Annotated in this window: 12 protein-coding genes; 4 read left to right on the top strand and 8 right to left on the bottom strand. The window is 49.4% G+C overall.

Annotation, left to right across the window (positions count from 1 at the left end; translation table 11 throughout):
* Nucleotides 1–580, bottom strand: a 580-nt coding sequence (locus GX016_08120) for a glutamate--tRNA ligase (protein ID HHT71525.1), incomplete at its 3' end; no start/stop codon positions are given.
* A gap of 234 nt (nucleotides 581–814) precedes the next feature.
* On the opposite strand from GX016_08120, the gene GX016_08115 reads away from it, so the two are divergent.
* Together GX016_08115 and GX016_08110 are read left to right on the top strand one after the other, a co-directional pair.
* Nucleotides 815–1,312 (top strand): NUDIX hydrolase, encoded by a 498-nt coding sequence (locus tag GX016_08115; GenBank protein HHT71524.1) that lies wholly within the window; start codon nucleotides 815–817, stop codon nucleotides 1,310–1,312.
* A gap of 19 nt (nucleotides 1,313–1,331) precedes the next feature.
* Nucleotides 1,332–2,054 (top strand): prolipoprotein diacylglyceryl transferase, encoded by a 723-nt coding sequence (locus tag GX016_08110; GenBank protein ID HHT71523.1) that lies wholly within the window; start codon nucleotides 1,332–1,334, stop codon nucleotides 2,052–2,054.
* A gap of 1 nt (nucleotide 2,055) precedes the next feature.
* Here GX016_08110 and GX016_08105 read toward each other — a convergent pair whose 3' ends face one another.
* The 5 genes from GX016_08105 to GX016_08085 form a co-directional block, all read right to left on the bottom strand.
* Entirely contained in the window at nucleotides 2,056–2,499 is a 444-nt protein-coding gene (locus GX016_08105; GenBank protein HHT71522.1) for a hypothetical protein, read from the bottom strand.
* A gap of 55 nt (nucleotides 2,500–2,554) precedes the next feature.
* Nucleotides 2,555–3,415, bottom strand: a complete 861-nt coding sequence (gene rsmA, locus GX016_08100) for a 16S rRNA (adenine(1518)-N(6)/adenine(1519)-N(6))-dimethyltransferase RsmA (protein ID HHT71521.1) — start codon at nucleotides 3,413–3,415, stop codon at nucleotides 2,555–2,557.
* 159 nt (nucleotides 3,416–3,574) lie between these two features.
* The gene (locus tag GX016_08095) at nucleotides 3,575–4,567 is read right to left on the bottom strand and encodes a DUF348 domain-containing protein (protein HHT71520.1); all 993 of its coding nucleotides are present in this window, start codon (nucleotides 4,565–4,567) and stop codon (nucleotides 3,575–3,577) included.
* Nucleotides 4,568–4,751: 184 nt separating this feature from the next.
* Nucleotides 4,752–5,333 carry a nucleotidyltransferase family protein gene (locus GX016_08090; protein HHT71519.1) on the bottom strand — a complete coding sequence of 194 codons (582 nt, stop codon included), beginning with the start codon at nucleotides 5,331–5,333 and terminating at the stop codon, nucleotides 4,752–4,754.
* On the bottom strand, nucleotides 5,326–5,586 hold the full coding sequence (locus tag GX016_08085; GenBank protein ID HHT71518.1) for a hypothetical protein: 261 nt from the start codon (nucleotides 5,584–5,586) through the stop codon (nucleotides 5,326–5,328). Before GX016_08085 ends, GX016_08090 begins: the two co-directional genes overlap by 8 nt.
* A 1,291-nt stretch (nucleotides 5,587–6,877) precedes the next feature.
* On the opposite strand from GX016_08085, the gene GX016_08080 reads away from it, so the two are divergent.
* A complete protein-coding gene (locus GX016_08080) occupies nucleotides 6,878–7,204 on the top strand; it encodes a helix-turn-helix transcriptional regulator (protein HHT71517.1) in 327 nt (108 codons plus the stop codon).
* Between the two features lie 229 nt (nucleotides 7,205–7,433).
* A complete protein-coding gene (locus GX016_08075; GenBank protein HHT71516.1) occupies nucleotides 7,434–7,979 on the top strand; it encodes a LemA family protein in 546 nt (181 codons plus the stop codon).
* A 216-nt stretch (nucleotides 7,980–8,195) separates the two neighbouring features.
* Here the strand turns inward: GX016_08075 and GX016_08070 are convergent, their stop codons facing one another.
* Both GX016_08070 and GX016_08065 read right to left on the bottom strand, forming a co-directional pair.
* Entirely contained in the window at nucleotides 8,196–12,017 is a 3,822-nt protein-coding gene (locus tag GX016_08070; protein ID HHT71515.1) for a hypothetical protein, read from the bottom strand.
* A partial coding sequence (locus GX016_08065) for a leucine-rich repeat protein (GenBank protein ID HHT71514.1) occupies nucleotides 11,971–14,081 on the bottom strand: 2,111 nt, incomplete at its 5' end. The genes GX016_08065 and GX016_08070, both read right to left, overlap by 47 nt.

Genomic DNA, 14,081 nt, shown 5'->3' with positions numbered 1-14,081 from the left:
TAGGCATACCGTTGGACTTTAGAACGACAAAATCATCCAGTATGCTATTCTTAAATACCACCCGGCTTCGAATAAGATCGTCCACTACCGTTTCCCCTTCGTCCGGGACTCTAAGCCTCACCACCGGCTGGCGTCCTTCTGCTGCCAAGCGGACGCGGTCTTTCTCGGTGAGATTGCGGCAGCGGCCGGTATAACCCGGGGCCCGGCCCTGGCGACGAGCTTCTTCCCGCTGGGCTTCCAGTTCTTCCGGAGTACAGTAACAAAGGTAGGCCACCCCTTTATCAATCAACTCTTGGGCCTTCTCCTCATAAAGATGGAGTCGCTGTGATTGGAAATACGGACCGTACTCCCCCCCGATTTCAGGCCCTTCATCCCAATTGAGCCCCAGCCACCTGAGCGAAGACAAAATCTGATCAACCGACGCTTGCGTGGACCGCTCCGTGTCGGTGTCTTCGATTCTAAGGACAAACGTGCCGCCGGTGTGGCGAGCCAGCAGCCAATTGAACAAGGCTGTACGCGCCCCGCCAATATGCAATTTACCGGTCGGGCTCGGGGCAAACCGTACTCGTATTTTTTCCACCGTTATCCCTCCCGTGCGCCTTCTCTTGCAATTAAGAAGGCTTGTCACAGGTTAAAGTATATCACAGGTTTGAGCCAATTTCATCCTCGTTGACCGCTTTCCCGCCTGGAGGAGACCCCTTATTTACTATCATTAACCCAATTTATGTTAGTCATACCATAAATTCCTGTGAACTACCCACAAGAGTCAAGGCAGGGTATAATAGTTACGTAAACCAAGAAAGAAGGGATTTTTATGCAGCGCCGTTATCCGACCCAGCCCTTGGTTGGGGTGGGAGCTGTGATAGTAAGGGGTAATTCTATCCTCTTGATTCAGCGGGGAAAACCACCGGCCCAAGGACTCTGGAGCCTTCCCGGCGGCAAAGTGGAACTGGGCGAGACTTTAGAGGCGGCCCTGCGGCGTGAAATCAAAGAAGAATGCAATTTGGATATTGAAGTAGGTCCGCCGATTGCTGTGCTCGATTCTATCTTTCGGGATGAGAAAGGGCAGGTACTGTATCATTATACGTTAGTAGACTTTTGGGTTAATAAAATGGAGGGTAAGCTGGTCTGTTCTTCCGATGCCCAGCAAGCCCGCTTCGTACCACGTGCAGAATTAATCTCATTGGAACTTACCGGCGGCTTGCTCCCTCTCCTTGACCGGCTGGGAATTCTAACTGAAGCTCAGCCCACACAGCCACCTGCCGGTGTATTTTACTTTACCCAACAAAATCAGCTCGAGAAAGGCCGGTGAAGAAGTGAATCCCAATCCGATCGCGTTCAGTATTGGCCCGATCCCTGTTCGTTGGTACGGCATTATCATGGCCGTAGCTTTACTCATTGGTACTAAAATCGCCCTCGCTGAGGCCGAGCGCCAAGGAATAGACGAAGACACCATTTTGAACTTGGCCCTTGTCGGTGCACCGTTAGGTTGGCTCGGTGCCCGCCTTTATTACGTAATTTTTAACTGGGGCTACTACCGCCAGCATCTAATTGAGATTCCCATGATCTGGCGCGGCGGCCTGGCCATTCATGGCGGCATTACAGCAGCCATACTGGTGGGCCTATGGTACACCAGACGGTATAATCTTAGCTTTGGGCAGATTGCCGACATCGCGGCTCCTTCCTTAATTCTAGGACAAAGCATCGGTCGCTGGGGCAACTTTTTCAACCAAGAAGCCTACGGCTACCCCACTTCCTTGCCTTGGGCCATGTATATTGCCGGTGAGTGGCGCCACCCTACCTTTTTATATGAATCTATATGGAACTTCCTGGTTTTTTTGGTATTGCTGCGCCTACGGCGTCACCCCAAAATCAAACCCGGGGATGTGTTCTTGAGCTATCTGGGTTTATATTCAGTCGGTCGGTTCGTCGTGGAAGGATTCCGAACCGATAGCCTAATGCTAGGTTCCCTCAGGGCGGCGCAAGTGGCCAGCGTCGGCATAATAATAGCCGTCGCCTGTATTCTTTGGCGGCGGCATCACGGCCCAGCCTGATTTACTTGGTATAGCGGTCGGCCACCTTGGAGGCACCGTAGGAATCAGGCTTGATGCGGGCTTCAAATCCACTGCCGGTGATCATACCCACCACTTCCCGGATAAGGTCCTTAGTCTCGCCTATCCTACCTACGTCCAGGTGAATTTCGATATTGAGCTCGTTATGGCCGCTATCAGCCAACAAGGCCGTGAGTCGGCTGGCCACGTCCAAACTCAGCGATGCCTCATAAAAGATGCGTTGCCGCATGGACATGAACTTGCGTTGATATCTCTTATTATAGAAGTAGCGGGCTCCTTTTCCCTGTCGGTGTACAATAATGGCGCTGACAAAGCAAACATGTTCCTCTCTTGGCTGGGAATCGGTGCCGATAATCAAACGATAGTCCATTTGAGGCTCGTCGGCCACATACTGCAAAATATCGGTAAACACTTGTCTAAGCGACATGGGGCCTTTGGTGGGACTGATGAACTCTTTTCGTACCACACGACCACATCCTTTGTCAGCCCATATGTTCAGCCAGCGCCTTCGCTAGCAGGGCAAATTCCTCCAGACTTAGCGTCTCGCCGCGCCTTTGGGGATCAATGGCAGCGCTCTCCAAGGCAGCGGCTATACACTCCTTAGTCAGACCGATACCGGAATCATGCTGGAGGCTGTTGGCCAGTGTCTTGCGCCGGTGGCTAAACGACGCCCGCACTACCTGGAAAAAGAACTGTTCGTCTTCTACCGGCACCGCTGACTGAGGGCGAAATCGAAGTCGGATCGCCGCCGACCAAACCTTAGGTCGGGGGAAGAAAGCTGCCGGCGGAACCTTCAGCACCGGTTCCGGACAGGTGTAAAACTGGGTCAGCACGGACAGGCTCCCATACTCTTTGGTCCCCGGTTGGGCAACCAAGCGCTGAGCTACTTCCAGTTGCACTAGGATTACGGCCAGATTGGGTCTAGGGCTCTCAGTGAGCAGCTTAACTAGCACCGGGCCAGTGATATAGTAGGGCAGATTAGCCGCCACTTTGCGCTGCTGGGTCTTTACGGGAGGAGCCAGTTGCCATAATTCGTCCCAGCTATACTCCAGACAATCGCCCCAGACGAGATGGATATTGCTGAAGTCGGCCGAGTTAGCCGCTAATATGGGCTCCAGTTCCCGATCAGCTTCCACCGCAATGACCCGGCCCGCCCGCCGAGCCAGTTCCACCGTAAGATTACCGCTGCCGGGACCGATCTCCAACACCGTATCCGCCCGGGAGAGCTCGGCTGCGTCGGCCAAGCGCGCCAGAATGCCCTTGTCCAACAAGAAATTCTGGCCCAGGCGCTTCTTCGCTCTAAGGTTATGCTGTCGCAATTGTTCTCGAATTCCGCCGCCCATGCCAGTTCTCCCCTGTCCGTCTTTACCCTAGTATAACCTCGGACAGGGTTAGAAATCAACTTGTCCCGCCGCTTGGTTGCTGCCGAAGCCGACAGCTTTAAGACCGGCGCTACATAACAAAAGACCGAGCAGAGTTTCTGCTCGGTTCCCTGTTTTTCCTTACTTGAGTACGTATACGGTTACTTTCCGGCGGCCCCAGCTCACAGCTTCCTTGTGGGAGTCGACAAAGATGTCGATGCGGTTTCCTTTGATAGCTCCGCCGGTGTCCGCTGCCAGGGCCGGGCCGTAATTCTCCACGTATACCCTGGCGCCCAGCGGGATAACCCTGGGATCTACCGCTACAATACCGCGCTTGGGTTTAATACCTAATGCTGTATGGCTACCGCCCACATCAGTGGGGCAATAGGCAGTGGCCACAGCACTAATAGCCCGACTGTACTGATAGGTGTTTCCTCCCCGGCTAATCGTGCCCATGGTGCCCACCGCTACTATTTCCGAAACCGGTGGCTGAACCACCTGTTCCGATATAACCTCTTCCCGCACCAGTTTTCCGTCTTCCAGGATCTGACGCAACTGACGATGGGCTAAACCTTCCTCACCTTTTTGAACCACCCGGACCTGACCCAGTTCCAAGTTACCATCCTGCCGTCGCTGGACCGTAAAAGGTACCTTAACTTGGTCCTTAGTCTCTCTTTCCTCCACTTTCACCAGGGTAATCTTCTGACCGCTGGTAATAGGTGTGTCGACAGCAGGATCCAACCGGTCTTTTTCATCTACTGTTACGCCCCAACCAACCAGCGCCTTGCCCACCGTTGGTTGAGCCGTCTTTACCTCCATGGGAGTACCGCCCACAACCAAGGTTACTGGAACAGCCCGCCGTATGTTCACCGTCATGGTCCGTTCCAGCTTGGTATCACAGCTAGGTTCCACTAAGTCTTCCAGAGCCAGTTCGATACCTTGTTGTTCCAGTAGAGTGCCTACTGTTGCCCGCATAGTTCGCACCGTGCAGGGCACGCCGTCTACAACCAGGGTAATCTCTTTTCGCGCATCAACATAGCCAACCAAAAGCAGCGAGAAAAGCAACGCCACCACGATGATGATCTGTGACCGTCGTGATAACTTACCCAGTTGCCGGACGGTATGTTCCGGCATGCCTGGAACCTCCTCTCCTTAAACTGACATCTTTTCTATTGTATGTCACTTATTCTAAAGGATTCCCGGCTTAAAGTCAAATAAACAGAGGCCCTATTTCCTATAAGAAGAGGAGATAATGGCCCCAACAATGCTATGACCAGGCCCTAGGCCCTTGATATGCTAGAAGAAGCCAATACGGCAGCTAACTAGATTTCTTGCTTTCCTTGCTTCTTTTCATGACTTCTTTGAGTACATCGAGCACCTGTTCACTGTTCGCTCGTTCTTCCAGGTACTTGAGATCCATGTTATTTCCGTGAATAGCATAGAGTCGAGCCGCCCACTCGCCATCACTTAGCGATTTCCAGAATTTATAAGCTGCCAGTCGATCAATCAACAAGTCTTCGGGGGAAATTATCTGAACCAATACCCCATGTACGTCGATCGACGTAACTTTTTCGTAAGATCCTGCGAGTTTGGTGTCTGGGATCTCTATGCTGACATCTAGATCTTCATGATACCAATGGCGGAAACCAGGCTCATGAGAAAAGCCCAATGTCTCCAGGGCTTCCCCCACTAGATGCCGTTCGTCAGCCACGAGATCAATATCATGCGTTGCATAGTTTCCAAATGTATAGAATTCTAGAGCACCGCCACCGACTAAAATCGGCTTAATATTGTATTTCTGCAGAGCTAGCGTCAAAGCAGCTAAGATGTATAGGGTTCGTTCCGTGGCAAGCTTCTTTTCACTCACCTTCCTTAAAAACCAATCCGGGTTGTTAGCCATTAAGCTTATACCTCCTCGGCCCGATTTGCTCTAGCAGTCCTGATTCGAGAGCCCTGTTCCAACTGGAGATGGCAAGCCGGGTGAGAATACGCTCTTCCCGTGGATCGCGGGGCCTGCGCCCAGGTAAGCGTTGCGGCAGAGCTGCGGCTGCTAACAAGTTGATGCGACGAGCTCGTGGACGAACCTGGCTAATATATTCATCAAGTGTTCCCCAATACCGGGGTTGGTAAGTAGATTCTTTGTCCGGAGTCATGGGGGTTTACCTCCTTAGATAACTGCTCGCCCCTCTTGTAGAACCTTCACTCTTTACCCTATTATACCAATCCGGCCGGTGTTTGAAAATAGCGACAGGTTGTTTTGTTAAAAGACAGAAAATCTGTGAAGGGAAGGGATGGCATGATATAATTGTTAAGGGACAGCCGGGTTGGCAGAGGAGACCGGTAAAAATGAACATTAGGCTGGCGATTAGAGACCAAAGAGGGCTTTCTATTATATGCTTCTCCTTGTTTTCGGCTTGGATGTTATCCTTTCCGTTTGAAGGTCAAATCCTATATGCACTGTTAAAGAAGGCTGACATCAACCAGTCAGCCCTTGTGCTAACAGCTGTCTGTCTTAATTTTGTTGGATTGTTCATTGCCGGTTTTCTGGTAAGAAGGCAAGACGCTGCCAGGGTAACTATGATAGCTTCATTAGTAGTATGTTTGGCGGGAAGCCTTATTTTCTTTCTACCCTTATCAGCTTTGTCGTATATGGCCATTGCCGCTGTGGCTTTGTTTTCCGGTCTGTTTGTAGCCAGTTGGGGATTCTATTTCAAAGCGTATTCTCAGCCGGAGCAAAGGCTGCGAACTGCAGCCGATGTCCTTATTTACTCTAATATCGGCATGATCATAATTAACGTCATCGCAGTTAACGTGTCGGCAACTTTTGCCCTTGGGCTGGCCATACTCTCCCTTCTTGGGGCTCTTTTTGTTACCTTCCGATTAGAAACCGGTTTAGATGAAGGCATAATATATCCGGCCGTATCCCCTAAAGATGTTTCCACTATGTCTCAACCCTTTATTCTGTTGTCTTTATTTATTCTGGTCATCACCATAAATTCGGGCTTGATGTATCAGGTTGTGAATCCGGCTTTTGCCCATTATGAATTTCTGGCCAGCTATTACTGGGCAATACCTTATGTTGCTGCCTTACTGGTGGTCAGGAGCTTGCCGGCCGAGATCAAAAGAGCCTACATTCTCTATGTGGCCTTAATCATGATCGGTCTTTCTTACATCTTGTTCATGCAGCTGGATCGGTCCGTAATCAGCTATCTGATCATAGACACTCTCATGCTAGGCGCCTTCGGCGTCTGTGATTTGTTTTGGTGGAGTATCTTAAGTGGCGTCATGGATTACTGGCATAATCCGGCCCAAGTACTGGGCGTGGGCCTGTCCATGAACGTGTTAGGCATATTCCTGGGGGGTATCATCGGCAGCCAGATACAGTCAGCCCAAGGAGGGCACCAGCAGGCATCAGTAATGGCCTTGGTGGTAATCTTTGCAGTAATGATCCTGCTGCCATTACTCAACTTCCAGCTTACAAACCTGCTTAGAAACCACACCTTTCTTATTCAACTTGACGGTAGACCGGAAAACAAGCGATCCAGAGCCCTATCAGACTTTAAGCATATCAAGCAACTAACAGCCCGAGAAGCGGAGGTGGTCAAGCTTTTACTTCAGGGTTACACTTATAAAGCTATTGCGGAAAGTCTGTTTATCAGCGAAAACACCATGAAATTCCATGTGAAGAATATTTATCATAAGCTTAACGTTAACAACAAGATGGAACTGATTAAACTGTTTGCGGACAACAGAATCAACAGCTTAGACTGAAGAAAGCCTGCGCTAACAACAAGTCGCAGGCTCTTGTTTTTGCCCTCACTGGCCCCTACCTACCCCTTTTGGGTGGGGCATTTTTTGTTAAACTACCCCTTTTGGGTGTTTTAGAATGCAGTAGTAGCAGCTATATTTAGGTGGATGAGGCTTATCAGATATTCTTGGATAGTCAACCCGCGACAATTCTTCGGTTTTCACTGAGAATAGATGTGGGAGTGAGGTCAACATGCAATACTTCATAGTAGGAAGTTTGCTATCTATTGTTATTGTGGTCGCTGGCTGGCTTACTTGCTTCTATGATCGGATGACTAACATAAAAATCCGAGTAGATACAAATCGGGCTCACCTATACATGGAGTACCAAGAAACAAACGATCTGATCCAAGATCTGGCCCAAATAGTGTCAAATCATACTAACCAGGTACAGAGTATACAACCGCAGGCCGCTGTGCCAACTTTCCACTTTACAGATGAACTATTGACCGACGTTACCCAATCTTTTTGGGAGCAAAACATACGCCTAGAAACCCTGCTCTCACTGAGCAATCTGTACCCGGAAATACAAGCTGACCAAGACTTCATTCAAATACAGCAAGAGCTCTACAAGCTCCAGCAACGAACTGGTCTGTATCGCCAATCTTATATCGAGTCCGTACTCACGTATAACAAATTTCTAAGCACATTCCCTAATAATATAGCGGCACTGACCCTAGGAATAAAAGAGCTTTCCCATGACCCGTCTTATGAAAATCCTAACCCGGCTTTAAGATAAGAGCGACTCGGGGCTGACTTGGTTTTTGCCCACATTATTGAGCTGTTCCCTGCGCCCCGGTAGGATTGCGCCCCAATCCTGCCGGGGTGCAGCTCTTGTTAAGAAGAAACCCCGTGAGTAGCCTTATGGTGCTGCCCACTGGGCTTCTTGGTTTCTCTACTTCGGTTACTCACAGGTTAGATCAGCTTGGGAAGGAAAGTCTCGTGTTAGTCTGATCTATGCCGCTGCTCTGATTATGGTTACTGCATAGTACTTTACTGTGGTTCCATCTTCTGCAGTTACCTTGATGTAAGCTACTGTGTCACCTACAGCAAGGGCAAGAGTTGCTGGGTCTTCGACCTCTGTTGTGAAAACTGCATCAGAGTACAGGCTAAAGGTTGCATTGGTGGCTACTGCAATGTCAGCCCGGGCTAAGGTAGCTTTTTCGCTGGCTACGTTTACTGCCCAGATAATTGCATTGCCAGCATCTGCACCTGTCTGTGTCCCGGGATTGCTGTCTGTTTGGCCGGCTACACTGGTCAGGCCCGCATCACTGGATGGGACCACTGGCGCCGACGTTACGACTACTGCTGCAGCTCGGCTCATCTCGGTGGCAACTGTATGAATGCCGGAAGTCGTCTTGGTATTAATCACCGCACAGTAATAATACATCGTTCCTAGCATGGATGTAGGCACGGTATAGGTCGAACCGGTTTCCCCGGGGATAAGGCTACCGTGGTGGTTGCTATCCTTATTATTTTGGAACCATTGGTAAGAAAGGTCTCCGGTGCCGCTTGCCAAAACGGATAGACTGGCATCGCTCCCCTGTCCTGCGCTAATGTCCCCGGGATGGTTTGTTATAATTGGCACTTCGGCATCACTCTGATTGGCTCCGTCACCGACACCGTTTAGCAGTGGATAGCCGTCATTCATATTGGAAACTCCGATCCAGGGCTTTAGTTCACTGTTGTTCAAACTGCGAACATTGCTATTCAGTATGGCTACAAAGGTGCCGGACCTCATTTCCTCCGTGTTAACGGGAAAGACTGGATTAGTTTTTCCGTAGCCATCGCTTATAGTGGCACTGCCGTACCCCACCAAGTTACCGACAGTCGTTCCGCTCAGATTTCCTGTGGCATAAGCATTGATGATAGCGGATTCATTACTGCATCCGATCAAGCCGCCAACTCTCATGCCGCCTATAACATTACCTGTGGCATAGCAGTTGATAATTTGACTCTGGCCCCAACCTATTAGTCCACCGCTTTTGGCACCACTGCCGGCAACCACATTGCCCACAGCATAGCAGTTTGTTATCGAATTGTTGGATGGCTCTGTAAATCCCGTTAATCCGCCTGCAGAGCAGTTACTACTTCCCACCGTTACACTGCCTGTAGTACAGCAATCTAATAGAGAAGCCTTGTACATATGTCCCACCAGGCCACCCAAATAGCTTCCATCCCCACCTGTTACGCTACCCGCGGCTTGACTATCTTTTACTGCCGAGATTTGCAACCACCCTACCAATCCTCCGCTTTTAACCGGAGTTCCGGTGGTGGTTATGTTTCCAGCAGCTTGGCAATTAATAATGGAAGTATTAGAGGCACGGGCCGCCAGTGCACCTGCACATGTGTTTGCACTGCTCGATGAAGAGTTAATATTAACCCCGGTCAAGGTAACATTTTTTATCGTCGCTAAATTAGCAAAGCCAAATAGGCCAGTGTACTGAAGCTGAGAACCGCTGCCTACCGTACCTATAATCAGCCCGGAAATGGTCTTGCCATTTCCGTCGAAGGTTGCGTAAAAAGCATTGGTACTGCTCCCAATAGGTACCCAAGAATGAGCGGATAAATCGATATCGTTTGCCAGTACAAACGCTTTCCCATCAAAGTTCGTGCCCTTGTTTACATTGACGGCCAACCAGGCCAGCTCCGCCGCGTTGCGGATGGTATAAGTTGAACCTGATAAAGGTGGGGTGGTTGGGGAAAAATTGCCGGGATCGGTCCAGTAGCCCAGTCCCGCAGCTAAAACTTGCGTCGTATACGGGCTTTTTTGGGCTGTCCCAGGAGTTGCTCCGCTAGTGGCAACTGGTGTTACCTCAAAACAGATATATTTTCCCAGATCAGATTCGGTTGAAGTATAAGTTACTGCTGTGGCTCCGGGAATTGCTTTCTCGCCGGCACCGTTAGCAGCATCGGCCCGATACCATTTAAAAAGTGAAACACCTTCAGGGTCGCTATCGGAATCGAAATACGTATAACTACCGGTTAGAGTCTGCCCGACCAGAACCGTGCCTATGACGGCTACATTTGTGGCGATTGGCACTTCATTCGCTATAACCGTGACGGCAGCAGTTTGGCTCGTTGTCGTGGCCGTCTGAACTTTAGTGGCTCTGCTATCAGTATTGGTAACCACACAGTAGTAGTAAATCGTACCGACGACACCAGTCGGAGCCTTATAAGTTAAGTCCGTGGCGCCGCTGATTAATGTACCGTCAGTGTTGCTGTCATAGGTATTGCTGTACCACCTGTATGATAAAATGCCACTGTTTATCATAGCAGTTACGGACAGTCTTGCTTCGTTATTAACACTTACTGTTTTACCTACGGGGTCGGCAGTTATTTTCGGGACTTCCGCATTCTCGTGGGCAATCAGACCGGCGCCCACACCGCCAAGAAGCGGATAGTTATCATTTCTACCAGCTATTAATAGCCATTGTTTTAGAGCTGAGTCCTTTAAAGCCTCCGCACTTAGCGTCAAGACAAAGGTGCCAGCCTGCATTTCTTCAGAAGACATTGATGTGGTATCATCCGCACCGGAACCTACTCCTTTTTTAGGAGCTTGTGGAACGGAGTTTATCGTTTGAACTGCGTCGCTGTTCCAGTAACCAGTTGTTATAGCGATATTGCCGGGGTTATCTCCTACCAATCCGCCCACCTTGGATGATAAGCCCCCGGCTACATCTCCCGTCACATAGCAATTGCTTATGGTGCTATTCACCAGTGTCTGCCCCACTAGGCCACCCAGATAGCATTGTTTCCCGTCTGTTGACACATCGGCTGTGGCAAAGCTGTTTCTTATTGAGGCGCCGTTTAAGGTCTTCCCCGTCAGCCCGCCTACAAATGCTGTATTACCGGTGCTTTGCAGAATACCTGTGGCATAGCAGTTGCAGATATTTGCCTGCATCCCGGAAACCCCTGTTAACCCACCGACATTGCCGTTACTGTAAGAAGAATAGACAGCAACATTTTCCAGGGCGATGTTGTTTAATGTGCCCTTCGCAGTCCAGCCAAATAAACCAGCGTTCATGTAAGATGTATTCGGGCTGGACGCTGAGCCGATCTGTAGATTCGAAATGGCGTAACCGTTCCCATCAAAGCTTCCTCCGCTGTCGCCAAAGCAATAGGTTGCATTTAGCCCGATGGGAGTCCACCCATGCCCGCCCAAATTGATATTGGCCATCAGCTTATAATGTTTGTTTCTATATGTGGCATTCGTAGTGGTATCATTGATTACTTGAGCCAAATAGGCAAGCTCGGGGCCAGTGGCAATCTGGTAAGGATCAGCCGCCGTCCCGCTGCCTCCAGCAAATGAAGAAGCTGTTGTTCCATCCCATGAAGTGGTGTCAGGTGCAACTAGTTGATCGTATGTTACTGTAAAGGATAATGTTTTTCCCTCTACTAACACACCTTGACCTTCTGCATAGCTTACTGTTCCACCTGCTACTGTTATCTTATCTGCAGTTAATCCAGTAAAGGTGTAACCTATTTTTGCTGTAAGGGTAATTACTGCTACCGGAATATCATCAGCTACCCAGTCTGCTCCAGCTGCTCCGCTCCATTCGGTTTTTGTATGAGTGTAATGTGCGGTGTCTTCAACAGTTGCCTCCGGAACACTCGCTACTGCATCATCAATTCCCGGCGATGCTAAAGTTGCTGTTACTGTTTCGATTACTTCATCAGCTGGGGTTGTGTCGCTAATTGTTATGGTTAAGCTGGCTGCCTCACCTTTGTCAAACTCGATGCTTAAAGCTAACTCCCCAACATCTTGCGCTGCCAAGTATTTTTTTTATGGTTAAGGTGGTACCATCTACTACGTAGTCGGTATTGGCATCCAGGGCGGTTCCATCCTTCTTAATCGCTGTTACGCTGGTTGCCGAGTTCCAGGTGATGGTAGTGGTTACATCGGCCTGGGCTTCCGCTTTCTTGTCAAAGCTTCCAGTTGTCGGGTCGATGGTTGCGCTGGTTGCTGATGCTGCTGTGGTTATTTCAATGGTTGCTACGTCGGAAATGTTATTAGCCGCATCTTCTACCACTACATACGCTTTGTATGTGGTTGATGCTGTCAGACTGGTCACGTCTATAGTATTGGCTGCTGCTGACGCTGCTCCTGTACCTTTGGCTACTGCGTCACCCTGGGCTTTAACGGTGGCTTTATCCGGAGCCGCATCTGCTGCTGCATAAACCAAATAATAGTAGGTTCCTGCTTCGTCAGATGTAAAGTTCAAGGTGGCAGTTGTATCGGTTATTGCACTGGCACTGGCTGCACTTAATACCGGTGCTGTAGTGTCTACATCCGCCGGTACTGCTCCCACAGTCACGGTAATGGTTACATTGCCGGTGCTGTCTGCTATACCGTCATTGGCTTTCACCACGATAGTTACGGTCTTTGATGCTTGTGCCGCTGCCGGGGTATAGGTAATGTTGTTTCCAACGATACTTACATCGCTGGATACATCGGTTGAATCTCCGTCCGCTGCTGATACCACTTCGTAAGTCAGGGCATCACTATCTGCATCTTCAAACCAGCCTGACATATCTGCGGTGTATGCTACTGCCGCTGGATTGCCACTGGCTGCTGCCGGGGTGGCATTGCCGGTCTGTGTACCTTGCCCAGCTTTTACTGTCGGGGCATTTTTAGCTGGTTTCGCAGCATAGGTTACGGTCTTCGTTGCTACTTCGGAATCTGTTAAACCTGCTTTTATACCAATTACTTTGATAGTAATGGTTGCTGCTTCATCCTGATTCGGAGCAGTTAAGGTTACGATGTTAGTATATTGAGTTGATCCGCTTGTCGGAGTGCTTCCATCCAACGTGTAGTAGAATGTTACGCCGCCTACTGCTTCCACTGATAAGGTTACGCCTGCTTCCCGGTTATCTGCGCTGTCTTTGCTTACGCTAACTACCGGGGTTGCTACCTGCTCTGGTGCTACAGTCGCTGCGAAGGTAATTGTTACTTCGCCTGAATCAGCAGCATTGGTTACAGCTGCTCCGGTGTAGGTGAAGCTATCCTGCGCAACTCCTGTTAAGGTATAGCCAGATTTTGCTGTCAAAGTTACCTTTGCTACATATACCGTTGATGCTGCAAAGTTTCCTGATACAGATGCTGTTCCATCTGATTCAAACCACGCAATTGTTCCGCTGTACTGGGTTGCATCTATGGCTGTTGTATTTGGTGCTGCATCTTTTACAGGTGCTGTTACCAATGTATCTAATGCTAATGCAGTTACTACTGCTGAACCTACTACCTTTGTCCACACGCCATTGTATGTGTCAGCAGTATAAGTGCCTGCGCCCCCTTCTGTATATGCAACTTTGAAATTACTAGAAAATTCACCTAGTAAGTTTTCTCCTATTATTACGCCGGCTCTTTCCATGGTTATGCTCGTTAGGTTTTCGCAACAATAAAACGCATAATCTCCTATTGTAGCCACGCTATTGGGGATTGTGATGCTCGCTAGACCAGTGCAACGAGAAAACGCACTATTTCCTATGCTTTTCACGATTGATGTCTCTTGGAATGTTACGCTCGTTAGTTTTTTGCAACAATAAAACGCATTATTTCCTATGGTAGTCACGCTATTGGGAATTGTTATGCTCGTTAGACCAGTGCAACGACAAAACGCATAAGCTCCTATGGTAGTTACGCTATTGGGGATTGTGATGCTCGCTAGACCAGTGCAACCACAAAACGCATAATCTCCTATGGTAGCCACGCTATTGGGGATTGTGATGCTCGTTAGGCCTGTGCATCCATAAAACGCCTCATCTCCTATGGTAGCTACTTTAGATGTCTCTTGGAATGTTACGCTGGTCAGACCAGTACACTCTGCAAAAGCTTCCT

It is taken from the genome of Bacillota bacterium, assembly GCA_012837285.1.
Classification (GTDB): Bacteria; Bacillota; DTU030; order DUMP01; family DUMP01; genus DUNI01.
The sequence above is the reverse complement of the archived record's forward strand: the minus strand, read 5'-3'. Positions and strand labels throughout refer to the sequence as shown.

Coding starts and splice junctions, on each gene's coding strand:
- GX016_08115 (HHT71524.1), top strand. CDS start 815: ATGCAGCGCCGTTATCCGACCCAGCCCTTGGTTGGGGTGGGAGCTGTG.
- GX016_08105 (HHT71522.1), bottom strand. CDS start 2,499: ATGTCGCTTAGACAAGTGTTTACCGATATTTTGCAGTATGTGGCCGAC.
- rsmA (HHT71521.1), bottom strand. CDS start 3,415: ATGGGCGGCGGAATTCGAGAACAATTGCGACAGCATAACCTTAGAGCG.
- GX016_08095 (HHT71520.1), bottom strand. CDS start 4,567: ATGCCGGAACATACCGTCCGGCAACTGGGTAAGTTATCACGACGGTCA.
- GX016_08090 (HHT71519.1), bottom strand. CDS start 5,333: ATGGCTAACAACCCGGATTGGTTTTTAAGGAAGGTGAGTGAAAAGAAG.
- GX016_08085 (HHT71518.1), bottom strand. CDS start 5,586: ATGACTCCGGACAAAGAATCTACTTACCAACCCCGGTATTGGGGAACA.
- GX016_08080 (HHT71517.1), top strand. CDS start 6,878: ATGATCCTGCTGCCATTACTCAACTTCCAGCTTACAAACCTGCTTAGA.
- GX016_08075 (HHT71516.1), top strand. CDS start 7,434: ATGCAATACTTCATAGTAGGAAGTTTGCTATCTATTGTTATTGTGGTC.